The organism is Enterobacter cloacae complex sp. OE43NF, from assembly GCF_023544405.1.
Taxonomy (GTDB): domain Bacteria; phylum Pseudomonadota; class Gammaproteobacteria; order Enterobacterales; family Enterobacteriaceae; genus Enterobacter; species Enterobacter cloacae.
Map to the genome: position 1 here is coordinate 1 of NZ_JAMJFW010000023.1, position 25,373 is coordinate 25,373.

At 53.0% G+C, this 25,373-nt stretch carries 24 protein-coding genes; 12 read left to right on the plus strand and 12 right to left on the minus strand.

All coding sequences use genetic code 11. The features are described from left to right. Positions 1 to 462 precede the first annotated feature (462 nt). The gene (yajL, locus tag M8370_RS12490) at positions 463 to 1,056 is read right to left on the minus strand and encodes a protein deglycase YajL (RefSeq protein ID WP_023622463.1); all 594 of its coding nucleotides are present in this window, start codon (positions 1,054 to 1,056) and stop codon (positions 463 to 465) included. After that, a complete protein-coding gene (panE, locus tag M8370_RS12495) occupies positions 1,019 to 1,930 on the minus strand; it encodes a 2-dehydropantoate 2-reductase (protein WP_047023635.1) in 912 nt (303 codons plus the stop codon). The genes yajL and panE overlap by 38 nt, the downstream gene beginning before the upstream one ends. Positions 1,931 to 2,058: 128 nt before the next feature. Here panE and M8370_RS12500 point away from each other — a divergent pair, with 128 nt between their 5' ends. Further along, a complete protein-coding gene (locus M8370_RS12500; protein ID WP_008503327.1) occupies positions 2,059 to 2,550 on the plus strand; it encodes a YajQ family cyclic di-GMP-binding protein in 492 nt (163 codons plus the stop codon). Positions 2,551 to 2,582: 32 nt separating this feature from the next. Here the strand turns inward: M8370_RS12500 and M8370_RS12505 are convergent, their stop codons facing one another. The 8 genes from M8370_RS12505 to M8370_RS12540 all read right to left on the minus strand — a co-directional run bounded on the left by M8370_RS12505 (position 2,583) and on the right by M8370_RS12540 (position 11,457). Next, on the minus strand, positions 2,583 to 3,944 hold the full coding sequence (locus M8370_RS12505; protein WP_013095847.1) for an MFS transporter: 1,362 nt from the start codon (positions 3,942 to 3,944) through the stop codon (positions 2,583 to 2,585). Between the two features lie 149 nt (positions 3,945 to 4,093). Beyond that, positions 4,094 to 4,981: a heme o synthase gene (gene cyoE, locus M8370_RS12510; protein WP_039265834.1), complete on the minus strand. Its 888-nt coding sequence runs from the start codon at positions 4,979 to 4,981 to the stop codon at positions 4,094 to 4,096. Between the two features lie 11 nt (positions 4,982 to 4,992). Next, the gene (locus M8370_RS12515; RefSeq protein WP_006176899.1) at positions 4,993 to 5,319 is read right to left on the minus strand and encodes a cytochrome o ubiquinol oxidase subunit IV; all 327 of its coding nucleotides are present in this window, start codon (positions 5,317 to 5,319) and stop codon (positions 4,993 to 4,995) included. After that, entirely contained in the window at positions 5,319 to 5,933 is a 615-nt protein-coding gene (locus tag M8370_RS12520; RefSeq protein WP_003859057.1) for a cytochrome o ubiquinol oxidase subunit III, read from the minus strand. Before M8370_RS12520 ends, M8370_RS12515 begins: the two co-directional genes overlap by 1 nt. Next, a complete protein-coding gene (gene cyoB / locus M8370_RS12525) occupies positions 5,923 to 7,914 on the minus strand; it encodes a cytochrome o ubiquinol oxidase subunit I (protein WP_013095850.1) in 1,992 nt (663 codons plus the stop codon). Before cyoB ends, M8370_RS12520 begins: the two co-directional genes overlap by 11 nt. A 16-nt stretch (positions 7,915 to 7,930) precedes the next feature. After that, positions 7,931 to 8,878 carry a cytochrome o ubiquinol oxidase subunit II gene (gene cyoA, locus M8370_RS12530; protein WP_013095851.1) on the minus strand — a complete coding sequence of 316 codons (948 nt, stop codon included), beginning with the start codon at positions 8,876 to 8,878 and terminating at the stop codon, positions 7,931 to 7,933. A 479-nt stretch (positions 8,879 to 9,357) separates the two neighbouring features. Beyond that, complete coding sequence (gene ampG / locus M8370_RS12535; protein ID WP_250021127.1) at positions 9,358 to 10,833, minus strand: muropeptide MFS transporter AmpG; 1,476 nt, start codon at positions 10,831 to 10,833, stop codon at positions 9,358 to 9,360. A 45-nt stretch (positions 10,834 to 10,878) separates the two neighbouring features. Beyond that, positions 10,879 to 11,457 carry a lipoprotein gene (locus M8370_RS12540; RefSeq protein WP_013095854.1) on the minus strand — a complete coding sequence of 193 codons (579 nt, stop codon included), beginning with the start codon at positions 11,455 to 11,457 and terminating at the stop codon, positions 10,879 to 10,881. A 305-nt stretch (positions 11,458 to 11,762) separates the two neighbouring features. On the opposite strand from M8370_RS12540, the gene bolA reads away from it, so the two are divergent. The 11 genes from bolA to M8370_RS12595 all read left to right on the plus strand — a co-directional run bounded on the left by bolA (position 11,763) and on the right by M8370_RS12595 (position 22,843). Beyond that, positions 11,763 to 12,080: a transcriptional regulator BolA gene (gene bolA, locus M8370_RS12545; RefSeq protein ID WP_013095855.1), complete on the plus strand. Its 318-nt coding sequence runs from the start codon at positions 11,763 to 11,765 to the stop codon at positions 12,078 to 12,080. 330 nt (positions 12,081 to 12,410) lie between these two features. Then, positions 12,411 to 13,709: a trigger factor gene (gene tig / locus M8370_RS12550; RefSeq protein ID WP_013095856.1), complete on the plus strand. Its 1,299-nt coding sequence runs from the start codon at positions 12,411 to 12,413 to the stop codon at positions 13,707 to 13,709. A gap of 258 nt (positions 13,710 to 13,967) precedes the next feature. Beyond that, entirely contained in the window at positions 13,968 to 14,591 is a 624-nt protein-coding gene (clpP, locus tag M8370_RS12555; protein WP_013095857.1) for an ATP-dependent Clp endopeptidase proteolytic subunit ClpP, read from the plus strand. Positions 14,592 to 14,718: 127 nt separating this feature from the next. Then, positions 14,719 to 15,993 (plus strand): ATP-dependent protease ATP-binding subunit ClpX, encoded by a 1,275-nt coding sequence (gene clpX / locus M8370_RS12560; RefSeq protein ID WP_013095858.1) that lies wholly within the window; start codon positions 14,719 to 14,721, stop codon positions 15,991 to 15,993. Between the two features lie 184 nt (positions 15,994 to 16,177). Then, a complete protein-coding gene (gene lon / locus M8370_RS12565; RefSeq protein ID WP_013095859.1) occupies positions 16,178 to 18,532 on the plus strand; it encodes an endopeptidase La in 2,355 nt (784 codons plus the stop codon). Positions 18,533 to 18,742: 210 nt separating this feature from the next. Then, on the plus strand, positions 18,743 to 19,015 hold the full coding sequence (gene hupB, locus M8370_RS12570) for a nucleoid-associated protein HU-beta (protein ID WP_002444653.1): 273 nt from the start codon (positions 18,743 to 18,745) through the stop codon (positions 19,013 to 19,015). A gap of 212 nt (positions 19,016 to 19,227) precedes the next feature. Continuing rightward, the gene (gene ppiD, locus M8370_RS12575) at positions 19,228 to 21,099 is read left to right on the plus strand and encodes a peptidylprolyl isomerase (protein ID WP_038418799.1); all 1,872 of its coding nucleotides are present in this window, start codon (positions 19,228 to 19,230) and stop codon (positions 21,097 to 21,099) included. A gap of 148 nt (positions 21,100 to 21,247) precedes the next feature. Next, positions 21,248 to 21,628 carry a helix-hairpin-helix domain-containing protein gene (locus tag M8370_RS12580; RefSeq protein WP_250021128.1) on the plus strand — a complete coding sequence of 127 codons (381 nt, stop codon included), beginning with the start codon at positions 21,248 to 21,250 and terminating at the stop codon, positions 21,626 to 21,628. A gap of 99 nt (positions 21,629 to 21,727) precedes the next feature. After that, entirely contained in the window at positions 21,728 to 22,126 is a 399-nt protein-coding gene (locus tag M8370_RS12585; protein ID WP_014830880.1) for a YbgC/FadM family acyl-CoA thioesterase, read from the plus strand. A 47-nt stretch (positions 22,127 to 22,173) separates the two neighbouring features. Beyond that, on the plus strand, positions 22,174 to 22,527 hold the full coding sequence (locus tag M8370_RS12590; RefSeq protein ID WP_058678435.1) for a type II toxin-antitoxin system RelE/ParE family toxin: 354 nt from the start codon (positions 22,174 to 22,176) through the stop codon (positions 22,525 to 22,527). Beyond that, positions 22,514 to 22,843, plus strand: a complete 330-nt coding sequence (locus M8370_RS12595; protein WP_013095863.1) for an addiction module antidote protein — start codon at positions 22,514 to 22,516, stop codon at positions 22,841 to 22,843. Before M8370_RS12590 ends, M8370_RS12595 begins: the two co-directional genes overlap by 14 nt. Before the next feature lie 2 nt (positions 22,844 to 22,845). Here the strand turns inward: M8370_RS12595 and queC are convergent, their stop codons facing one another. Together queC and M8370_RS12605 are read right to left on the minus strand one after the other, a co-directional pair. Next, positions 22,846 to 23,541, minus strand: coding sequence for a 7-cyano-7-deazaguanine synthase QueC (queC, locus tag M8370_RS12600; RefSeq protein WP_013095864.1), 696 nt, complete (start codon positions 23,539 to 23,541; stop codon positions 22,846 to 22,848). Between the two features lie 66 nt (positions 23,542 to 23,607). Next, on the minus strand, positions 23,608 to 25,308 hold the full coding sequence (locus tag M8370_RS12605; RefSeq protein ID WP_029883400.1) for an SgrR family transcriptional regulator: 1,701 nt from the start codon (positions 25,306 to 25,308) through the stop codon (positions 23,608 to 23,610). Between the last annotated feature and the right edge of the window lie 65 nt (positions 25,309 to 25,373).

The window sequence follows — 25,373 nt, forward strand, 5'->3', positions numbered from 1 at the left end:
GAGGGAGAGGGTTGGGGTGAGGGGGAACATATGGCTGTAGAGGTCATTCCGTTCACTTTATGTTCCTTGCTACTCTGTAACGACATAGCCCGTGAACGTGCCAGGGTGGCTCAGTCGCCACCCCCCTGGCGACCCGGGCTCCCGGCGGTAAATCGCCGCTTCGCGGTGCCCTCGGCTTATTCCTTCCGGCTTATCGGGGACGGGCGGAGGTAACATCCCTGTAAATCCGCCCTCTCGGCGCATCCATGCGCCTCGCCCCGGCCTGCAGGAAACGCCTCAGCGATTTACAGCCGGACCAGGGCGTCGCTGTAAGTCATTAATTTTTCTGAAACAACTTTCGTCGCTTTCGGTAAAAAATTACTGGGGATCCCTCAACCCACGGGGAGAGGGCGCAAACATTAAAAACGGCAACCTGAGGTTGCCGTTTTGCTTTTACCTACCGCCACCCGGCTTTTCTTTGCACTACTCTTCATAGTAGTTATAAATCCCCGCCGCCATCACCAGCGTTGAGGCGACTTCGTAGGCTTTCTCACGCCCGACCAGCAGGTCAATAATCTTTAAGCCAAAGTCTATCGCGGTACCTGGCCCCTGGCTGGTGAGCAGGTTGACGCGCGGATCCCATACGACGCGTTTATCCACCCACTGCTCTTCCGGGATGGTCTCTTTCAGCCCCGGGAAACCGGTCATGTTACCGATGGGAAAGATATTATGCGGAACCAGCACGGTACCGGCGGCGGCACAAATGGCAGCAACGATACGTCCCGACAGATGAAACTGTCTGACGGTTTCGACTAACAGAGTGCTGTCGCGAAAATACTCCGCCCCTTTCAGGCCGCCGGGCAGCACGATGATGTCATAGTCCCCGTCGGCCACCTGTACCAGTGGCGCATCCGCGAGGAGTTTCACTCCTCGGGAGCAGGTAATAGCCAGGTTGCCATCGCTGGCGACGCTGGCGGTGGTGACCTGAATGCCGCCACGCACCATGATATCGATGGTGGTGACCGCTTCTGTCTCTTCGCTACCAGGGGCGAGGCAAACCAGTGCCGACGCGCTCATATTCACTCTCCTTACGTTTTACCAGGTCATACAGGCGGGCGTTTTCCGGCACAGTGATACCGTGTGCGCGGGCGCGTTTTAGCAGATAGCCGGTGATGTAGTCGATTTCCGTGTGGCGTAGCGCCCGAACATCCTGCAACATGGATGAGATATTTTCTGCCGTACTATCAATAACCTGCTCGACATAATAGCGTAAATCATCCGCCGATGTGTGTAAGCCTTCACGCTCGATCACCGAGGCGACCTCGGCACAGAGGGTGGCAACCTCCTGCGGATGGTGCTTCAGTTCCCCGTTCGGGCAGTCCCACAGCGCCGTCAGCGGATTGATCACACAGTTAACGGCCAGCTTACGCCACAGCTGAGGGCGAATGTTGTTGTGCCAGGCCACGTCCGGAAGCACCGTTTGCAGGGTGTCTGCCAGATAACTGTAGTCGCCATCCTGGTCCCGGGCAGGTCCAATATGCGTGACGCCGCTGGCCACGTGCACAATGATATTGCCGTCACGGCGCGCGGCATGCGTGGTGGTGGCCATCAGCAGCGGCTGCACAATGCTTTTCAGTTCATCAATCGTCCCCATGCCGTTATGCAGCAATAAAACGGGCGACGTGGAGGGAAGCTGGGCGGCCAGCGCTTTTACTGCATCTGAAACTTGCCACGCTTTGAGCGTCACCAGCAGCAGGTCGCTATGCGCCAGGAAATCAGGATCGTTCGCGATGAGGGATTCGTTAAAGATACTTCCGTCTTCACCAATCAGGTTTACACTGCAATAGGGCTGAGGTACGCGCAGCCAGCCCTGAACTTCGTGTCCGTGCTTGCATAGTGCGGTCAGCCAGAGCTGACCAAGGGCTCCGCATCCGAGCACTGTAATTTTCATTGTTCCTCCTCACCTGCAACTGCGCCAGGTGTTACGGCCTAAGTATAGCGCCGTCAGCTAAGCTTCTGTTGAGTTATGCCTCGTAGCGGGTATTATGCAACGCAACAAAAATGAAGGGAGAAGAAAAGATGCCATCTTTCGATATTGTTTCCGAAGTTGATATCCAGGAAGTTCGCAACGGCGTAGAAAACGCAACCCGCGAAGTTGAGTCACGTTTCGATTTTCGTGGCGTTGAAGCCTCGTTTGAGCTGAACGATGCCAATAAGACCATTAAGGTGCTGAGCGAATCTGATTTCCAGGTCAACCAGCTGCTCGATATTCTGCGTGCCAAGCTGTTAAAACGCGGCATTGAAGGGACCTCGCTGGATGTACCGGAAGAGTTCGTGCACAGCGGTAAAACCTGGTTTGTTGAAGCCAAACTGAAGCAGGGCATTGAGAGCGCGGTTCAGAAGAAAATCGTTAAGCTCATCAAAGACAGCAAGCTGAAGGTTCAGGCGCAGATCCAGGGCGAAGAAATTCGTGTTACCGGAAAATCCCGTGATGATCTGCAGTCCGTCATGGCGCTGGTGCGCGGCGGCGATCTGGGACAACCGTTCCAGTTTAAAAACTTCCGCGATTAAAACGAAAAAGCCCGGTTTAACCGGGCTTTTTTTCAGGCTTTCAGCGCCTGTTCAACTTCAAAGCGGTTTGTCACCTTACTGTCTATTTTGACATACGCGCTGCGCTCTTCTGCCGCGAGAAGCACTTCACTCACGCCCTCTGTCGATGCAAGACGCTGTTTCAGCGCATCGTTGATCTCAACGTCGTCAGGAATTTCTACCCGCAGGCTACTGACGTAGCGCGGCTCTTTCATGGTACCGGCAACCAGCAGCCAGACCGTCGCCAGCAGTGCGCCTGCGAGGAAGACGGTTTGGGAATCAAACAGGCCGTCGACCCAGCCGCCGAGTGCGCCGCCAATGGCCACGCCGATGAACTGGCTGGTGGAGTAAATCCCCATCGCCGTGCCTTTATAACCGGCAGGGGATTCTTTGCTGATTAGTGACGGCAGCAGGGCTTCCATCAGGTTAAACGCCAGGAAGAAGAGCTGCACACCGGCAACCAGTTCCCAGAAGTGGGGGCCAGCGCCCCAGAGCACGATCTCGGCAATCAGCAATACCGCCACACAGCCGATGAAAACGCGCTTCATTTTGCGCTTCACTTCGGCATAGATAATAAACGGTACCACCGAGACGAACGAAATCACCATCGTCACCAGATAGATTTTCCAGTGTTCTGCCGCCGGGAAACCTGCGGCAGCCAGTTGACCGGGCAGGGCGACAAAGGTCGACATCAGCAGAATGTGCAGACACATAATGCCGAAGTTAAGCTTCAACAGGCGCGGCTCAACCAGTACCTTGCTAAAGCAGCCTTTGACCATCCCGGATTCACGGTTGAGGACGTGGTTTTTGCTGTCCGGTACCACCCACAGCGTTAAGGCAATACCGATGGTCGCCAGCACGGCAATCATCCAGAACAGGGCGTGCAGGCCAAGCGTGTGGGTAATAATGGGGCCGAGCACCATCGCAATCGCAAACGTGACGCCAAAGCTCACGCCAATAAATGCCATCGCTTTGGTACGGTTCTGTTCACGGGTTAAATCCGACAGCAGCGCCATCACGGCGGCGGCAATCGCGCCGGAGCCCTGCAGGGCGCGGCCAAGAATAATTCCCCAGATGGAGTGGGAGAGGGCGGCGATGATGCTACCGAGCACAAAAACCAGCAAACCACCGACAATGAGCGGCTTGCGGCCGACGCGGTCAGAGAGCAGACCAAACGGGATCTGGAATACCGCCTGAGCCAGACCATAAATACCAATCGCCAGGCCAATCAGCGCTTCGCTGGCGCCCTGCAATGCCATGCCGTATGTGGTCAGAACAGGCAGGACCATAAACATGCCAAGCATCCGTAGCGAGAAAACAGTCCCTAAACCCCAGGTCGCACGCAGCTCGCCCGGTGTCATTTTATAATCGTTCATTGCCACCTCAATTCAAAAGCAGGCCATAGTGTAGTGCGGGGAAGGGGCGGGGTAAATAAAGGGTTATTTAACAAATATTACATGCGTTATTGATAGATTCAGTGAATAAAAAAGGGTGCCGAAGCACCCCTTTATTCACCTGTTGTGGCTTACCAGACGTAAGTCAGCAGGTTATGCGAATCCGGCACCATAAAGTCCACGGACATCATCACGGACAGCGAGGTGATGGCAACAATCGAGAACACAAACAGTTTGCGAGCCCAGACTTTGTCATCTTCCACTTTGTAACCGCGCAGGGCCATACCGAGCCACCAGACGCTTACGGCTGCGGCCACCGCCAGATATTTATACCCGGCGTAACCTCCCAGCGAGAGCATCAGCGTTGCCACGGCAAAGGCGATGATGTACAGCGTGATGTGGTTCTTGGCAACGGAAATACCTTTCACGACCGGCAGAACCGGAATGTTCGCTGCCTGATAATCCTTAAAGCGGAAAATCGCGATGGCATAGGAGTGCGGCATCTGCCACAGGCTAAAGATAGCCAGCAGGATCAGCGCACCGCTGTCGAACTCGTTCGTGACGGCGCAGTAGCCAATCACCGGCGGCGCAGCGCCGGAGAGAGAACCAATCAGCGTGCCGTAGACGGAGTGACGCTTCATATACAGGCTGTAGATGCCCACATACACCACGAACCCCATCACCCCCAGCCAGCAGGCCAGCGGGTTAGCACCAAACCACAGCAGCATAAAGCCAGCAATACCCAGCAAGGTGGCGTACACCAGCGAGACGGAAGGGGCGATCAGGCCTTTCACCAGCACCCGATTTTTGGTCCTTTCCATCTTCTTGTCGATATCCATGTCGATGTAGTTGTTAAATACACAACCGGACGCAACAACCAGTGACACACCGACCAGCGTGTAGATAAAGAGGGTGTAATCAATGCTGCCTTTGGAGGCCAGCAGGAACCCTCCGATCACGGAGATCAGGTTGCCAAAGATGATGCCTGGTTTCGTTACTTGCAGGTATTGCTTAAACATACTCGCCGCTCTTAGTGAACCATCATGTTGTAGTTAAGGTTCCACATAATCCAGATGGAACCGACTACCAGGATAGCGATGATAATCACGGTAAAGATGAAAGCCGTCATGTTCCAGCCTTCATCGGACTTGGTGTTCATGTGCAGGAAGCAAACCAGATGCACCAGAATCTGAATCACCGCGGTCACCAGGATTGCACCCAGTATAACCGGCTTAGACGCAGAACCGCTCATCACCATCCAGAACGGGATCACCGTCAGGATGATCGACAGGATAAAACCTGTCATGTAGGTTTTTACGCTACCGTGGGAAGCGCCATGATCGTTTGAATGACTCATTACATCGCCCCCATCAGATAGACAACAGAGAACACACAGATCCACACCACGTCCAGGAAGTGCCAGAACAGGCTCAGGCACATGATACGGGTACGGTTAGTGCTGGTCAGGCCGCGACGGGAGATCTGGAACATCAGAACCGCCATCCAGATCAGACCGGAGGTCACGTGCAGACCGTGGGTACCGACCAGTGCGAAGAACGCAGACAGGAAGCCACTGCGATCCGGCCCGAAGCCTTCCATAATCAGGTGATGGAATTCATAGATTTCCATCCCGATGAATCCAGCACCAAACAACCAGGTCAACGCCAGCCAGGAGACAACCTGGCTCTTGTTGTTTTTGTACATGGCGATAGCCGCCATGCCGTAGGTGATGGAGCTGAATAACAGCAGTGCGGTTTCAACCAGAACGAACGGCAGTTCAAAAATGTCCTTGCCGGTCGGGCCGCCCGCTGTGCCGTTCACCAGAACGGCATAGGTTGCGAACAGACAGCAGAACAGAATGCAGTCGCTCATCAGGTAGATCCAGAACCCGAAGACTTTCGTCGGTCCTGTATCGTGGTGCGCATGTTCATGCGCGTGGGCAGTCGAGTGCGCCAGAGTATCAGTTGCCATTTTTCAGCCCCGCTTTAGAAATCTCGTCGAAATGCTGATTTTCCAGCTTTTCAACTTCACGGACTGGTACGTAGTAGTCCACGTCCTCGTCAAAGCTCTTCACAATCCAGCTGATTACGATGCCAGCGAAGCCAACAATCGCCATCCACCAGATGTGCCAGATCATTGCGAAACCAAATACCGTTGCGAAAGCGGCAATCACGATGCCCGCTGCGCTGTTTTTCGGCATATGGATCTCTTCGTAATGGTCAGGTTGCTTGTACGCTTCACCTTTTTCTTTCATTTCCCAGAATGCATCACGTTCGTGAATGTGCGGCACTACGGCAAAGTTATAGAACGGAGGTGGAGAAGAGGTCGCCCACTCCAGCGTACGGCCACCCCATGGGTCACCGGTCAGGTCGCGGTTCAGGTTACGGTCACGGATGGACACGTAGTACTGAATCAGCTGGCACAGGATACCGCAGGCAATCAGCGCGGCACCGCCCGCTGCAACCATCAGCATTGGGTGGAACTGCGGATCGATCTGCTGGCTCAGACGACGGGTCATACCCATGAAGCCCAGCACGTACAGCGGCATAAATGCCACGAAGAAGCCAATGATCCAGAACCAGAACGCGCGTTTACCCCATTTCTCGTTCAGCGTGAAGCCGAACGCTTTTGGCCACCAGTAGGTTACGCCAGCGAAGCAGCCGAAGACCACGCCACCGATGATAACGTTATGGAAGTGCGCAATCAGGAACAGACTGTTGTGCAGAACGAAGTCAGCACCCGGTACCGCCAGCAGTACGCCGGTCATCCCACCTACGGAGAAGGTGACGATGAAGCCGATGGTCCACAGCATCGCTGAGTGGAACACGATACGGCCCTGGTACATGGTGAACAGCCAGTTGAAGATCTTCACCCCGGTAGGGATGGCGATAATCATGGTGGTAATACCGAAGAAGGCGTTTACGTTCGCGCCCGCACCCATAGTAAAGAAGTGGTGCAGCCAAACGATGAACGACAGAACGGTAATACAGACGGTTGCCCACACCAGAGAGGTGTAACCAAACAGACGTTTACGCGAGAAGGTTGCTGCGATTTCGGAGAACACACCGAAGACAGGCAGAACCAGAATGTACACTTCCGGGTGACCCCAGGCCCAAATCAGGTTGATGTACATCATCATGTTGCCACCCATGTCATTTGTGAAGAAATGGGTGCCCAGGTAGCGGTCCAGGGTCAGCAGCGCGATGGTGACGGTCAGAATTGGGAAGGATGCGATAATCAGTACGTTGGCGCACAGAGATGCCCAGGTAAATACCGGCATCTTGAACATGGTCATACCAGGCGCACGCATCTTCAGGATGGTCACGAAGAAGTTGATACCGGTCAGGGTGGTACCGACACCGGAGAGCTGAAGCGCCCAAATCCAGTAGTCAACGCCAACGCCCGGACTGTACTCAATTCCTGACAGCGGTGGATAAGCCAGCCAGCCGGTCTGAGCAAATTCGCCCACGCCCAGTGACAGGTTAACCAGGATAACGCCGACAACCGTAAACCAGAAGCTCAGGTTGTTCAGGAACGGGAACGCAACGTCGCGCGCGCCGATTTGCAGCGGAACGACAACGTTCATCAGACCGATAACCAGCGGCATCGCCACGAAGAAGATCATGATAACGCCGTGAGCGGTAAAGATCTGGTCGTAGTGGTGCGGTGGCAGGAAGCCGGCTTCACCCGCAGACGCGAGTGCCTGCTGGCTACGCATCATGATCGCATCCGCAAAGCCACGAATTAACATGACGATACCGACGATGCAGTACATGATACCGAGTTTTTTGTGGTCAACCGAAGTCAGCCACTCGTTCCACAGGTAGCTCCACTTACCGAAGTAAGTGATCAAGGCCAGTAAGGCCGCGCCACCGATGATAATGGCAGCCACCGTAACCATGATAATCGGTTCATGGTAGGGCACTGCATCCAGTGTCAATTTTCCGAACATTTTCTTCCTCGGCCCCTTAGTGAGCGGTTTCCGCGTGGCTCATGTCCATGCCTTCCATACCTTCGTGCGCGCTATGCTCGCCTTCAGGCTGGGTCATGTCCATGCTCTTGCCGTGATCCATAAATTTGCCAATAACGTCTTTGAACAAATCAGGTTTCACGTTAGAGAAGTACTCCACCTTGTTGTATTCGCTAGGTGCAGCCACTTTTTCGAACGCCGCCATGTCAGACATGGTGTTTGGAGACTGCTTCGCTTTTGCAACCCACTGGTCGAAAGCGGCACGGTCCGGCGTCGCAATAGCTTTGAACTTCATACCTGAGAAGCCCGGGCCGCTATAGCTGGCGGAGATACCATCATAGGTGCCTGCTTCATTCGCGATCAGGTGCAGGTTGGTCTGCATACCAGCCATCGCGTAAATCTGGCTACCCAGACGTGGGATGAAGAAGGAGTTCATTACGGAGTTGGAGGTCACTTTGAACTGAACCGGAGTGTTCGCCGGGAAGGCGATTTCATTCACGGTAGCAATGCCCTGCTCTGGATAGATGAAGAACCATTTCCAGTCCATGGAGACCACTTCGATGGTAATTGGTTTTTCATCGTGAACCAGCGGTTTGCTTGGCTCAAGTGCGTGAGTGGTTTTCCAGGTCAGCACAGCGAGGAACAGGATGATCAGAATAGGAACCGTCCAGACCACAGCTTCCACTTTATTGGAGTGTGACCAGTTAGGGCTATACTTCGCATCTTTATTGCTCGCACGATACTTCCAGGCGAAACCAACAGCCATCAAAATGGCTGGAATAACCACAATCAACATCAGGCCAAATGCCGTCAGTATCAGTGAACGTTGTTCCAGTCCAATCTGTCCTTTGGGGTCAAGTAGTGCAGAATCGCAGCCACTGAGTAATACAGTGCCTGCGAATAATGACAACCATCCCAAACTTTTATTGTATTTCCTGAGTCTCATTTAACGACCTCAATTCCACGGGAGTCTGGTGGCGTTTAAAGTGTGGGGGCATTTTACGGGAAGGTTACATTACTGTAAACATCATTAGGCCTGTGTCAGGAAGGTGTTACCGGGTTCTGCCGCACATGTCACAAGTGTTGCAAATTATGTCGGTTTTTATGACCGAAGCCGCATGGCATGGGCTTTATAACGAAAGGACCCCCAAGCATACCCTAAAAGGGGCAATTGGTATAACCATTGTTAAAAACAAACAAAAAATTAACAATTAATTATCAATAAAAAGACAATTAAAAAACGAAAATTCAATCTTTCCCAAGCTGAATCGTTTAATGAAAAATAGCCTGAAAGAAATGGCTCCAATAATTTCCGAATCCTATCCCGCACAAAACAACAAATATTTTTTTTAGCGTTTGTCGGTTATTTCACCGTTATAATTTCGGCCGGTGATTACAACGGGAAATAACCTTTCGCTTTTATCTTCAGGTTGTCTGCGTTTTACGCAGAGCCAGAAAATCGAGCAGCCCACCGAGCAGGATCCCGACGACCGCCAGCAGGGCGCCGACATCAAGGAGAAGGGCTTCAAGAGGAAGCGCCAGGGGAGTAGTGGCATTGATGATGAGCACCACGAGCCATAACCCCAGTGCCAGACATCCCACCATTAACAGGCGTAGCGCAAAACGGTAGGCGCGCTGATATTCCGTTCGCGGCATAAAGTGTTCTGTTCGCTGGGTATATTCCAGCGTCTGGCGGCAGACCAGCAACAATAAAATGCCTGGCACGGCTGCAACCACGGAGAAGAGATAAAACGTTGGCCAACCGTGCGCTTCAACAAACCAACCGGCAATCGGCCCCACATATACGCGGCCCACGGCAGAAAGCGCCGAGAGCAGGGCGAACTGCGTTGCAGAAAACGACTTGTTGCAGAGCGTCATCAGCAGGGCGACAAACGCCGCGGTACCCATTCCGCCACACAGGTTCTCAAAGAACACTGCTGCCGCCATGCTAATCATATGTTTATCGGTAATCGACAGCAGCCAGTAACCCGCGTTAGACGCCCCCTGCAGAGTGCCGAAGATCAGCAACGCCCGGAACAAGGTCAGGCGCTGCATCAACACACCGCCGTAAAGTGCGCCGACGATAGTGGCAAACAGCCCGAGGGTTTTGTTAACCACTCCCACTTCACCGGCATCAAACCCGACGCCGCGGATCAGGAACGTGGTGGTCAGGCTCATCGCGAAGGCATCACCCAGCTTATATAGGACGATGAGCAGCAGGATCAGCCAGGCATTGTTGCGGCCAAAGAAATCACGCAGCGGTTCGGCAACGGCCTGCTCCAGAGAACGGGGGACCGGAATCACGTCGCTCGGTTCAGGGGCGAGGAGGGTGGCAATAATGCACGGGATCAGCAGGGCGGCCATCAGCCAGTACATGCCCTGCCAGCCCATATAGCGGTCAGCCAGCCACAGCGCCAGCCCACCAGATACCAACATGCCGAGGCGATAGCCCAGCACGCTGATGGCTGCACCGGCTCCACGCTCTTCTGCGGGTAACACGTCCGTTTTCCAGGCATCAAACACGATATCCTGTGACGCGGAACAGAAGGCGATCACCACCGCAAGCGCCGCCATCCAGCGAAGCTGTGTCGACGGCTCAAGGAATCCCATGGAGGCAATGGCCAGCAACAGCAGGACCTGCGTCATCACCAGCCAGCCACGACGACGGCCCAGGAACGGCGGGGTGTAGCGATCCATCACCGGTGACCACAGGAACTTAAAGACATACGCCTGGCCGACGAGCGAGAAGAAGCCAATGGTTTTGAGATCGATATTCTCAACCGTCATCCAGGCCTGCAACGTGCCGGAAGTGAGCGCGAGGGGTAAACCGGAGGCAAAGCCAAGGATCAGCAGAATGGCTGATTTGGGTTGCTGGAAAATGCGTAAGTAATGACTGGACATGTTCTTAAAAACTGACCCGGTAAAACACCGGGTCAGTCAGCAGGATTAACGCGCGTTTTGCTTGATAAAGTCGTGAATGCTGGTGTCCTGCGCCATATCGGCGATGGTATCGGTCAGCACGCTGTTTACGGCGTTCGCAATGTTTTGGTTAGAGGCCTGGAAAGCACCTTCTACGGAGTAGCTGGCACGATAGTTTTTGGTCATCTTGTTGCCGTTCTTCGCGGTAGCGATGATGGCTATGTCCGCTTTGGTGGAGATGTTGTAGCGCACGTTACCCTGGGAAACGTCAGCGTACAGGTTGTTAACGATGATCTGCAGATCAACCGCGCCGCTTGGGCCAATCATGTAACCACGAGAGGTCATCTGTTTCTCCAGCACTTCCTGCAGCAGGAAACGCAGGTCACGGGAAGCGGTCAACGTCACCAGCTGGTTGTCGCGGGTCACTTTCGCCAGGGCCTGATCCTGACGCTGATCGGCACCGTTAATGCTCACGGTCACGCCCATCAGGCTTGGATCTTGCTGAGGCAGCGTGATTTTTGGTGAGACATCAATGGTTGTTGGCGGGGTAGCGCAGCCTGCCAGCATAAAGAGGGCTACCAACGGAAAGAAGAGTTTTTTTAACATTTTCGGGTTCTCAACGAATCGTAAGCATATAGAGAGAAAAATTGCCGCCATCATAACATCGCTAACGGCCAGGGGAAGTGGTCAACGCATGTAAATTCATCGCCTTGTCTGAAAACTGACCAGTTCGCCCTTTTTCTCAACCTGTGTGTGACAAAACGTATGAGCCTCACAGTGAACTTCATTCGTTTGAATGAGAAAATAAGACGAAAGCTAAATATTTGTTGTCTTGTTGTAATGGAACCGGTAAAAGCGGCTAACATTTAAAGGGATGGGTGACATCCTGGCGTTGTCGGAGGAGTAATTTCATGATGATACGTGAGCAGATAGAAGATAAATTAAGGGCAGCGTTCAACCCTGTGTTCCTCGAAGTCGTCGACGAAAGCTATCGTCATAACGTGCCGGCAGGTTCTGAAAGCCACTTCAAAGTGGTTCTGGTTAGCGATCGCTTCACGGGAGAACGTTTCCTGAACCGACACCGCTTGATCTACAGCACCTTGACGGAAGAACTCTCCACAACCGTACATGCGCTGGCATTGCATACCTACACCATTAAGGAGTGGGAAGGCTTGCAGGATACGGTTTTTGCATCCCCGCCTTGTCGCGGTGCAGGCACCATCGCCTGATAAATCGGATTTGCAACCGCTGGAGTTTTTCCAGTATGTTGCTTACAGATTTCCTCAAAACGGCCTTCGGGCCGTTTTGTTTTGTCTGAGTTTTGAGCGGATGGTGCGATTTTAAGGCTAAAAATAGCCTTAAAGTGTGAAAAAAGCCGCAGCAACATGCCCCAACCGTTCTCGACTCACCTAAGTGATGCCGCTATAATGCCGCGTCTTATTGAATGTCTTCGGGATGATTCTGGCGACAGGGAATGTGAATCTGCACTAAGAGAGCATCCCGGTAAAACAGACAGATTCAGAGTTGACCGAGCACTGTGATTTTTTTGAGGTAACAAGATGCAAGTTTCAGTTGAAACCACTCAAGGCCTTGGCCGCCGTGTAACGATTACTATCGCTGCTGACAGCATCGAAACTGCTGTGAAAAGCGAGCTGGTCAACGTAGCAAAAAAAGTACGTATTGACGGCTTCCGTAAGGGCAAAGTACCAATGAATGTTGTTGCTCAGCGTTATGGCGCTTCCGTGCGTCAGGATGTGCTGGGTGAACTGATGAGCCGCAACTTTATCGATGCGATCATCAAAGAAAAGATCAATCCGGCCGGTGCGCCGAACTACGTTCCAGGCGAATACAAACTGGGCGAAGACTTCACCTACTCTGTAGAGTTCGAAGTGTATCCGGAAGTAGAACTGAAAGGTCTGGAATCTATCGAAGTTGAAAAACCGATTGTTTCCGTGACCGACGAAGATGTTGACGGCATGCTGGATACCCTGCGTAAGCAGCAGGCTAACTGGAAAGAGAAAGAAGGCGCTGTTGACGCTGAAGACCGCGTCACCATCGACTTCACCGGTTCTGTAGACGGCGAAGAGTTCGAAGGCGGCAAAGCGACTGACTTCGTACTGGCAATGGGTCAGGGTCGTATGATCCCGGGCTTCGAAGACGGTATCAAAGGCCACAAAGCGGGCGAAGAGTTCACCATCGACGTGACCTTCCCTGAAGAGTACCACGCTGAAAACCTGAAAGGTAAAGCAGCGAAGTTCGTCATCAACCTGAAGAAAGTGGAAGAGCGCGAACTGCCAGAACTGACTGAAGAATTCATCAAGCGTTTCGGCGTGGAAGATGGTTCTGTTGCTGGTCTGCGTACTGAAGTACGTAAAAACATGGAACGCGAGCTGAACGGTGCTGTGCGTAACCGTGTGAAATCTCAGGCTATCGAAGGTCTGGTGAAGGCGAACGAAATCGACGTTCCAGCTGCGCTGATCGACAGCGAAATCGACGTACTGCGTCGTCAGGCTGCACAGCGTTTCGGTGGCAACCAGCAGCAAGCGATGGAACTGCCACGCGAGCTGTTCGAAGAGCAGGCAAAACGCCGCGTTGTTGTTGGTCTGCTGCTGGGCGAAGTGATTCGTACTCACGAGCTGAAAGCTGACGAAGAGCGTGTGAAAGGCCTGATCGAAGAGATGGCTTCTGCATACGAAGATCCATCAGAAGTTATCGAGTTCTACGGTAAGAACAAAGAGCTGATGGACAACATGCGTAATGTTGCCCTGGAAGAGCAGGCTGTTGAAGCGGTACTGGCGAAAGCGAAAGTGACCGAAAAAGCGACCTCTTTCAACGAACTGATGAACCAGCAGGCGTAATTTCGCCCCGAAGGTTTAAAGTTTGAACAAAAACCCGTTGCCTTCCGGCAACGGGTTTTTTTTATCGCACCAATAGTCCAGGAAGGGTGCTAAAACGCCCTTTCGGTGTTAGCGTAACAACAAAAGGTTGTTATGCTTGAAATAGGGCAATGTAAACCCCATAAGTGTGTAATCAGATGAATGAGACTGGCTGATAATCCGTCCGTAAGGTTACAATCAGTACAGCAGGTGTTTTCAATTTTGATCCAGGAGACGGAAATGTCATACAGTGGCGAACGAGATAACTTTGCACCCCATATGGCTCTGGTGCCAATGGTTATTGAACAGACCTCACGTGGTGAGCGTTCTTTTGATATCTATTCCCGTCTGCTCAAGGAACGCGTTATCTTTCTGACCGGCCAGGTGGAAGACCACATGGCGAACCTGATCGTGGCGCAGATGCTGTTTCTGGAAGCGGAAAACCCGGAAAAAGACATTTACCTGTACATTAACTCCCCAGGCGGCGTGATTACGGCAGGTATGTCCATTTATGACACCATGCAATTCATCAAGCCTGATGTGAGCACTATCTGTATGGGTCAGGCAGCATCTATGGGGGCCTTCCTGTTAACCGCAGGGGCAAAAGGCAAACGTTTCTGCCTGCCGAATTCCCGCGTGATGATTCACCAGCCGCTGGGTGGTTACCAGGGGCAGGCGACGGATATCGAAATCCACGCCCGCGAAATTCTGAAAGTAAAAGCGCGCATGAATGAACTTATGGCGCAGCATACGGGTCAATCTCTTGAGCAGATCGAGCGCGATACCGAGCGCGATCGCTTCCTCTCTGCTTCAGAGGCAGTTGAGTACGGCTTAGTCGACTCCATTTTGACCCATCGTAATTGATGCCCGCGACGCGAGTGTGCCGCTATACTAAGGTAAAGCGGCACTCTGCTTGAGAGCAGCTTGCGTCTGAAAATGGCATTTGCGTCGTCATGTGCGGCACAAAGAACTTAAAAAGAGGTTTGGACTCATGACAGATAAACGCAAAGATGGTTCGGGCAAACTGCTGTACTGCTCTTTTTGCGGCAAAAGCCAGCATGAAGTGCGTAAACTGATTGCCGGGCCGTCCGTGTATATCTGCGACGAATGTGTTGATTTATGTAATGACATCATTCGCGAAGAGATTAAAGAAGTAGCGCCTCACCGCGAGCGTAGCGCGCTGCCGACACCGCATGAAATTCGTCATCATCTGGACGACTATGTCATCGGTCAGGAGCAGGCTAAGAAAGTGCTGGCGGTAGCGGTATATAACCACTACAAACGCCTGCGTAACGGTGATACCAGCAATGGCGTAGAGCTGGGTAAAAGTAACATTCTGCTGATCGGCCCAACCGGTTCCGGTAAAACGCTGTTGGCTGAAACGCTCGCACGCCTGCTGGATGTGCCGTTCACCATGGCGGATGCCACCACCCTGACCGAAGCCGGTTACGTGGGTGAAGATGTGGAAAACATCATCCAGAAACTGCTGCAGAAGTGCGATTACGACGTACAGAAAGCCCAGCGCGGGATCGTCTATATCGATGAGATCGACAAGATCTCCCGTAAATCAGACAACCCGTCTATCACCCGTGACGTATCAGGGGAAGGTGTACAGCAGGCATTGCTGAAGCTGATCGAAGGGACCGTTGCCGCAGTGCCCCCGCAGGGTGGCCGTAAACATCCGCAGCAGGAGTTCCTGCAGGTTGATACCTCCAAGATCCTGTTCATCTGTGGCGGTGCTTTCGCCGGTCTGGATAAAGTTATCTCCCACCGTGTTGAAACCGGCTCCGGCATTGGTTTTGGCGCAACGGTGAAGGCCAAATCCGAGAAAGCGAACGAAGGCGAACTGCTGTCTCAGGTTGAACCAGAAGATCTGATCAAGTTTGGTCTGATCCCAGAATTCATTGGGCGTCTGCCGGTTGTGGCTACGCTGAATGAACTGAGTGAAGAAGCCCTGATCCAGATCCTGAAAGAGCCGAAAAACGCGCTGACCAAGCAGTATCAGGCGCTGTTTAACCTGGAAGGCGTTGAGCTGGAATTTCGTGATGAAGCGCTGGATGCAATTGCGAAGAAAGCGATGATCCGTAAAACCGGTGCCCGTGGTCTGCGTTCCATCGTTGAAGCGGCGCTGCTTGATACCATGTACGACCTGCCTTCCATGGAAGATGTCGAAAAAGTGGTTATTGACGAGTCCGTTATCGGTGGTCAAAGCAAGCCGCTGCTGATTTACGGGAAACCGGAAGCGCAGCAGGCATCTGGCGAATAATTCACCAAATCATACAAGCAGTTAATCAAAAAGGGGGGATTTTATCTCCCCTTTACTTTTTCCGTATTCATGGCGTTGAATGTGTGGGAAACATCCCCATATACTGGATTACATGTTAATGGTTGTGTGAAGCACAGTTACATGACCAGTTTACCTGGCGGACACTAAACTAAGAGAGAGCTCTATGAATCCTGAGCGTTCTGAACGCATTGAAATCCCCGTATTGCCGTTGCGCGATGTGGTGGTTTATCCGCACATGGTCATACCCTTATTTGTAGGGCGGGAAAAATCTATCCGTTGCCTCGAAGCCGCCATGGATCATGATAAAAAAATCATGTTGGTTGCGCAGAAGGAAGCTTCGACGGATGAGCCGGGTGTAAACGATCTTTTCACCGTCGGGACCGTGGCCTCTATTTTGCAGATGCTGAAGCTGCCTGACGGCACCGTTAAGGTGCTGGTAGAAGGCCTGCAGCGTGCGCGTATTACCACCCTGTCTGACAATGGCGAGCATTTCTCTGCCAAGGCAGAGTACCTTGATTCGCCTCAGCTTGATGAGCGCGAGCAGGAAGTGCTGGTGCGCACCGCGATTAGCCAGTTTGAAGGCTATATCAAGCTGAACAAGAAAATCCCACCAGAAGTGCTGACGTCGCTGAACAGCATCGACGATCCCGCACGTCTGGCGGACACCATCGCAGCGCATATGCCGCTGAAGCTGGCGGACAAACAGTCCGTGCTGGAGATGTCCGACGTTAACGAACGTCTGGAATATCTGATGGCGATGATGGAGTCTGAAATCGATCTGCTGCAGGTTGAGAAGCGTATTCGCAACCGCGTTAAAAAGCAGATGGAAAAATCGCAGCGTGAGTACTATCTGAATGAGCAAATGAAAGCCATTCAGAAAGAACTCGGCGAGATGGACGACGCGCCGGACGAAAACGAAGCGCTGAAGCGTAAGATCGACGCGGCAAAAATGCCGAAAGAGGCCAAAGAGAAAGCGGAAGCTGAACTGCAGAAGCTGAAAATGATGTCTCCGATGTCGGCTGAAGCGACGGTGGTGCGTGGCTACATCGAGTGGATGGTTCAGGTGCCGTGGAATGCCCGCAGCAAGGTCAAAAAAGACCTGCGTCAGGCGCAGGAGATCCTGGATACCGACCACTACGGCCTGGAGCGTGTTAAAGACCGCATCCTTGAGTACCTTGCGGTACAAAGCCGTGTAAACAAACTGAAAGGCCCAATCCTCTGTCTGGTTGGACCGCCAGGGGTAGGTAAAACCTCTCTGGGCCAGTCCATTGCGAAAGCGACCGGACGTAAATATATCCGTATGGCGCTGGGTGGCGTACGCGACGAAGCGGAAATCCGCGGTCACCGTCGTACCTACATCGGTTCTATGCCGGGTAAATTGATCCAGAAGATGGCGAAAGTAGGGGTTAAAAACCCATTGTTCCTGCTCGATGAGATCGACAAAATGTCGTCGGATATGCGTGGCGATCCGGCCTCGGCTCTGCTGGAAGTGCTTGATCCAGAACAGAACGTGGCGTTCAGCGATCACTACCTGGAAGTGGACTACGATCTGAGCGATGTGATGTTCGTGGCGACCTCCAACTCCATGAACATTCCGGCTCCGCTGCTGGATCGTATGGAAGTGATCCGTCTGTCTGGTTATACCGAAGACGAGAAGCTGAATATTGCGAAGCAGCATCTGCTGCCGAAACAGATTGAGCGTAACGCACTGAAAGCCAACGAACTGACCGTCGAGGACAGCGCGATTATCGGCATCATTCGCTACTACACTCGCGAAGCGGGCGTGCGTAGCCTTGAGCGTGAAATCTCGAAACTGTGCCGTAAGGCGGTGAAACAGCTGCTGCTGGATAAGAGCCTGAAGCACATCACCATTAACGGCGACAATCTGCATGCCTATCTGGGCGTTCAGCGTTTCGACTATGGTCGTGCGGACAACGAAAACCGCGTGGGTCAGGTCACCGGTCTGGCATGGACGGAAGTGGGCGGCGATCTGCTGACCATCGAAACCGCCTGTGTGCCAGGTAAAGGTAAGCTGACCTACACCGGTTCTTTGGGTGAAGTCATGCAGGAGTCCATCCAGGCGGCCTTGACTGTGGTTCGCGCACGTGCGGAGAAACTGGGGATCAACCCGGATTTCTACGAAAAACGCGACATTCACGTTCACGTCCCGGAAGGGGCAACGCCGAAAGATGGCCCAAGCGCCGGTATCGCGATGTGTACCGCGCTGGTCTCCTGTCTCACAGGTAACCCGGTGCGCGCTGATGTCGCAATGACTGGTGAAATTACCCTGCGTGGTCAGGTTCTGCCAATTGGTGGGTTAAAAGAAAAACTGCTGGCGGCACATCGTGGTGGGATCAAAACCGTATTGATTCCTTACGAAAATAAACGCGATCTGGAAGAAATTCCGGACAACGTGATTGCCGATCTGCAGATTCATCCTGTTAAGCGAATTGAGGAGGTTCTTACTCTCGCATTGCAGAATGAACCCTCCGGAATGCAGGTTGTGACCGCAAAATAGTGACCTCGCGCAAAGAGCGTCAATAAAAACAAGGCTGGTAAGTCATTTCGCACTTGCCAGCCTTTTTTTGTATAGCTAATTTAGATTGCTCATTAGGTCAGCCATCAACAACGGGTGTTGTAAGGTCATGGCAGGCCTGATATAACTGCTGCGCGGTCGCGTTGTGAAGGATTCAGGCGCGATATAAATTATAAAGAGAGGAAGAGAACAGTGAATAAATCTCAACTGATTGACAAAATTGCTGCTGGTGCTGATATTTCTAAAGCTGCAGCTGGACGTGCGTTAGATGCATTAATTGCTTCTGTTACTGAATCTCTGCAGGCTGGGGACGACGTTGCACTGGTAGGCTTCGGTACTTTTGCTGTTAAAGAGCGTGCTGCCCGTACTGGCCGCAACCCTCAGACCGGTAAAGAGATCACCATTGCTGCCGCTAAAGTGCCGGGTTTCCGTGCAGGTAAAGCGCTGAAAGACGCAGTAAACTGATTGCTTTCCCGTTTCAGGGAAGCCGAAAAGTACAAGGGCGCATCATTTGATGTGCCTTTTTTATTTGTCCAGACCTGATTTGTGCGAGTTTATGCGAGTTGTGGGCTGACAATCGCCCCGTTTTCTTGTCACAATACGCCTTTACGCGCGACGGTCAGGATTTTCCGTTAGCGTCAGGTAACCAGTCACCTACAGCGGAGTGTTGTTACACCATGATGGACAGCTTACGCACGGCTGCTAACAGTCTCGTGCTCAAGATTATTTTCGGTATCATTATCGTGTCGTTCATATTGACCGGCGTGAGCAGTTACCTTATCGGCGGTGGCGCAAACTATGCCGCAAAAGTGAACGGCCAGGAAATCAGCCGCGGTCAGTTCGAGAACGCGTTTGCCGGTGAACGTAACCGTATGCAGCAACAGCTGGGCGACCAATTCTCTGAGCTGGCTGCGAACGAAGGATACATGAAAACCCTGCGCCAGCAGACGCTGAACCGCCTGATTGACGAAGCGCTCCTCGATCAATATGCCAAAAAACTGGGTCTGGGTATCAGCGATGAGCAGGTTAAAAAAGCCATCTTCTCGACTCAGGCTTTCCAGTCTAACGGCAAGTTCGACAACGCTCGCTATAACAGCATTGTGAATCAGATGGGCATGACGGCCGATCAATACGCGCAGGCGCTGCGTAACCAGCTGACGACGCAACAGCTCATCAATGCGGTGGTTGGAACTGATTTCATGCTCAAAGGTGAAACTGACGAACTGGCAGCCCTGGTGGCACAGCAGCGTGTTGTGCGTCAGGCGACCATCGATGTGAATGCGCTCGCGGCGAAGCAGCAGGTGAGCGACGCAGAGGTTAACGCCTGGTACGAGCAGAATAAAAACAGCTTTGTTGCACCTGAGCAGTTCCGCGTGAGCTATATCAAACTGGATGCTGCTGCGTTGCAGGAAACCGCGACTGATGCAGAAATCCAGTCTTACTACGATCAGCATCAGGATCAGTTCACTCAGCCGCAGCGTAACCGCTACAGCGTGATTCAGACCAAAACCGAAGCCGATGCCAAAGCGGTGCTGGATGAGCTGAATAAAGGCGCAGATTTCGCCACCGTCGCGAAAGCAAAATCCACCGACATCATTTCTGCCAAAAATGGCGGCGATATGGGTTGGCTGGAAGCGGCGACTACGCCGGATGAGCTGAAAAATGCCGGTCTGAAAGACAAGGGCCAGCTGTCGGGTGTGATTAAATCGTCCGTTGGTTTCCTGGTTGCGCGTCTGGATGATATCGAAGCCGCTAAAACCAAACCTCTGGCTGAGGTGCGTGATGATATCGCCGCCAAAGTGAAGCAGGAAAAAGCGCTCGATGCGTACTATGCCCTGCAGCAGAAAGTGAGCGATGCGGCGAGCAACGACAACGAATCTCTGGCCGGTGCAGAGCAGGCTGCTGGTGTGAAAGCGGTTGAGACCGGCTGGTTTGGCCGTGACAACCTGCCGGAAGAGCTGAACTTCAAACCGGTTTCGGATGCCATCTTCAACGGTGGTCTGGTGGGCGAGAACGGTACGCCGGGCAGCAACTCCGATATCATTACCGTTGACGGTGACCGTGCGTTTGTTCTGCGCGTGAGCGAGCACAAGCCTGAAGCAGTAAAACCGCTGGCGGAAGTGAAAGATCAGGTTGTGGCGCAGGTTAAACATAGCAAAGCGGAACAGCAGGCAAAACTGGATGCTGAGAAGATCCTGGCTGACCTGAAAGCCGGTAAAGAAGACGCCCTGAAAGCGGCGGGTCTGAGCTTCGGTGACGCGAAAACGCTAAGCCGTACCGGTCAGGACCCAATCAGTCAGGCTGTGTTTGGTCTGAGCCTGCCAGCGAAAGACAAACCGAGCTTCGGGACAACAACCGACATGCAGGGGAACGTCGTTCTGCTGGCGCTGGATGAAGTGAAAGCCGGCACCATGCCAGAAGCGCAAAAGAAAGCAATGGTTCAGGGTATCACCCAGAACAATGCCCAGATTGCTTTCGAAGCGATGATGAGCAACCTGCGTAAAGAAGCCAAAATCAAGCTGGGCGATGCCATCACTCAGCAGCAATAATTACGTATCTGCTCGCAGATTTTCGTAACGCTCTGCAAACCCTGAAGGCCGCTTTCGCGGCCTTTTCCATTTCTGTAAATGCATATTTGAGCCTCCTTTGGCTGACGGCTATGGTGACATGGCTGTCAACAAACAAGGAGATAACAGCATGAAATGTGGAATCAAAGCATTGCTAATCACACTGGCTATTGCCACTACCGGAATGAGCGCAGGCGCACTGGCGGTGGCCCCTGCAGCTAAAACGCAGTCTGTACAGAGCAAAACTGACCCCGCTGCACAAGCATCTGCTCGAACCAAAGCCGCTGAACCTGGCAAAAGCACAGAGGACGACGGTACACGCGTCAGCATCAATACGGCCTCGGCTGAAGATCTCGCCCGCGTGATGAACGGCGTAGGGCTCAAAAAAGCGCAGGCTATCGTCAGCTACCGTGAAGAGTACGGCCCGTTTAAAACGGTTGACGACCTCAGGCAGGTTCCGGGGATGGGCAGTTCACTGGTTGAGCGCAACCTCTCACACCTGACGTTGTAATCTCAGTTTTACTTGCACAGCAGCAAAAGTTTGCCAGGATAAAGAGGTCATACCAGTCTTGACCTCTTATCCTATAACAACAGTAAAGGCTATTGCGCTATGCAGACAAAAATCAAAGTACGCGGTTTTCATCTTGATGTTTACCAGCACGTGAATAATGCCCGCTATCTCGAATTTCTGGAAGAGGCGCGCTGGGACGGGCTGGAAAACAGCGAAAGCTTCCAATGGCTGACCGCGCACAACATTGCGTTCGTGGTCGTCAACATCAATATCAACTACCGTCGCCCGGCCGTGCTGGGGGATGTGCTTACAGTGACCAGCCAGGTGCAACAGCTAAACGGGAAGAGCGGCGTGCTCAGTCAGGTCGTGACGCTGGATCCGGAAGGGCAGGTGGTAGCCGATGCGCTGATCACCTTCGTTTGTATCGATCTGAAAACGCAGAAAGCACTGCCGCTGGAAGGGGAGTTGCGGGAAAAGCTGGAGCTGATGATCGTGTGATTTTTTGTCTTTTATAAAAGACAAAGTGTTTTTCCAGGGATAGAATAATGGACAGGGACTATGTTGTTGAGCGTTATCGGACCCGTGATGGCAAAGTGCCGTTTGAGGAGTGGATAACCAGGATGCGTAGAAAGGATCCGGAGATTGTTTTACGGATCCTTATGCGTATTAACCGTGCAATAAAGCATAATTTTGGTGATTACAAATACCTTAGAGAAGGTGTTTGGGAGATGCGAATTGATAGTGGTCCCGGTTACAGGATCTATTTTGCCGTAGAGCATCAGAGGGTCTTGTTGTTACTCATCGGTGGTGACAAGAAGAGTCAAAAACAAGATGTTAAACAGGCGGTAGATTTCTTGAAAGATCATCTATCTAAAGGAAAAACAGATGAGCACTTCTAAACGACACTATTCAAGTTCTGTTAACCATCACGATGCGGTTGTAAAAATGCTTCGTGAAAACCCTTCCTACGCTCAACTTTACCTGCAAATAGCACTGGAAGAAATTTATGAGGATCAGGGGATCCCTGCTTATCTCATTGCACTCCGCCAGGTCATCGAATCCCGCGGCGGCATAGGTGAAATTGCTGCCAAAGCAGGTCTTTCCCGCCAGCAGCTATACCGAACCTTGTCTGATAATGGCAATCCAACACTGACGACGCTAATGAAAGTCACGCGTGCTGCCGGTGTAAAACTGTTCGACAGCACGGTCAAATAACCCTATTTCAGCCCGGTTTTTTTCTGCATCGCGGCCATCACACCGGCTTTATCTGCCAGGTAGTGATTCAAGCCATTGGCACGCAGGTTACAGGCGGCGCACTGGCCACATCCGTCGCCCTTAATGCCGTTGTAGCAGGTCAGGGTTTCGCTGCGAACCAGATCCAGCTTGCCCCAGTAGTCCGCCAGTGCCCAGGTTTCCGCTTTATCAAGCCACATTAGCGGCGTTTCAAAGCGCGTCTCCTTGGCCATCCCCAGATTTACTGCGTGATTGAGCGCTTTCACAAACTCGTCGCGGCAGTCCGGGTAACCGGAGAAGTCGGTTTCGCAAACGCCGGTGATCACCGCTTCGGCTTGCACCTGGTAGGCGTAGATGGCCGTCAGGGTCAGAAAAAGAATATTACGGCCCGGCACAAAGGTATTGGGAATACCGCTGGCGTCAGGTTTGTAATCAGGAACAGGAATACTGTCGCGAGTGAGGCTGCTGACGGCCAGTTCGTTTAACAGCGTGACGTCCAGCACCTTATGCGCGCGTGCGCCCAGTTTCAGCGCCAGTTCGCGGGCAACGTCGATTTCAGCGCGATGGCGCTGGCCATAATCGAAAGTGACACAATGCACTTCATCGTACTGGTGAAGTGCCTGAACCAGGCAGGTAGTGGAATCTTGTCCTCCGCTGAACACGACGACGGCACGTTTCATAAATCATCTCGACAGTTACGGTAAAAACATTATGTTACCGTCTGACTTCGGCGACGACCAGCTTCTTCACGACCGGGGGGCTGGAAGCCAGGCTTCTGTGAAATCAAACCAGCCACGGGTATTCAGTCGTATTCCGTTTACTCCCGGTGGCGCGCTGATTTGATACTGGTAGTTAAACAGCGGCGTCAGCACCGCATTATCCATCAGCCGGGTAAAGATGGCTCTCAGGCCAGCGTGTCTTGCCTGCTCATCGGCCTGAGTCTGAACGGCATCCAGCGTGGCCTGCAGATGCGCAACTTGCGGCGCGCTTAGCAGATGCGGCCAGAGGGTATCGCACCGAAGCCACTGTTCAAGTGTGTACTCCGGCGCTTCGCCAATCAGCCTGTCTCCCATCATCATGTCCGCATCGGCAAGCTGCGGACACCCGTCCCACGTCTTCGCATCGTGAAAGATAACGGTCAGTTCGCAGCCCTGCTGCGCAAGGTACTGTTTTAGCTGGTTTGCCATGGTGTGTAACTCAACGGGCAAATGGTAAACGAGGGTTAACGCTGCCGGTAAAGGAACGTGCGTTAAATCCGGCCACCGGGGAATAGGCAGGCCAGGAAGCAGCTCTTCTGTTGGGGTAATCAACCCTTCGTTCAGCGGGAGCGTATGCAGTAGCGTTGAGAGATGGATGATATTGATTAGCCGTCTAGCCTGCAGTTCACTCATCCGGTCGCTCTGTTTCAGGGTGAGATAACAGAAGCCCAGGCTGGTGCTGTTACTTACCAGCCGCAGGCTCTCCAGTTCATCAGGCTCGCCAATGGCAATCTGCACCGGATGACGGCAGCTGGTCCCCAGTCCGTAATCGAATAGCGTCGGCGTGATCCAGTATTCAATCGCCTTGATCAGCGGGTGGCTAAGATGGTACTGCTCGTGGCTTTCCAGACGCACCAGCTCGGAATCAAACACGCTCAGCCTGAAAGGGCCGCTGCCCGTCATGGGCTGGTCAGGGTGGGCCAGACGGCTACAGTAGGTCGCCAGACGATGGGGCAACCAGTAGTCCGGTTGATGCAGGGTAAACGTCAGGCACTGCGGGTGAGTGACCTCGATATCTAATACGCTCTGGAACAGTTTGCGCAGGGCTGGCAGCATAAGCAGGGCCTTCAGGCTCCGCTGCAACTGCGCTGTCTCAATTTTGTCGCCATTATGCCAGTGCAGGGTCGAGCGGATATAAAAATGCCAGCGCAGGCCGCCATCCGTGACTTCCCAGTGATGGGCAAGATCGCCCGTCGGTTCGCTGCTGTTGCCGTTAAAGCGCGTCAGCCCGGAGAAAATCTGGCCTGCCAGGTGCTGCTCCGCCCGGCCGGGTAAAAAGCCAGGCTGCAGCGCATCCAGCGAGCGGTAATAGGGAATGCGCAGCGTCGGCGTATCGTTTTGCCACTGTCCGCCCAAAAAGGGATGCAGCAACTCCCGCAACTCTTCCGGCGCAAGCTGGGCCAGCTCCAGGGCGTTATGCTGCTGCCCATGCTTCAGCGCTTCTTCCATCATCGTATTGCGCAATGATTCCGGGCTGACATAAAACCTGAGCTCGCCGCGCTTGCCGCGACCAGACTGTGCATGCCAGTTCAGCCAGCCAGCCTCCTGCGCCTGACGCAGCAGGGTGCGAACATGCCGCTCGCTGCAAAAACAGCGGCTGGCGAGCTCCGCAATGGTGACCTGCTGCGGTGCCCCTTCGGAGGGCTGCCACAGGCGTTGATACTGTTTGAGGCGGTTGAGCTGGCGCATAATAAACCCGGAACAATAATTCTCATCTATTCACTATTACTTCCGTATATCTCACGCAATACTGA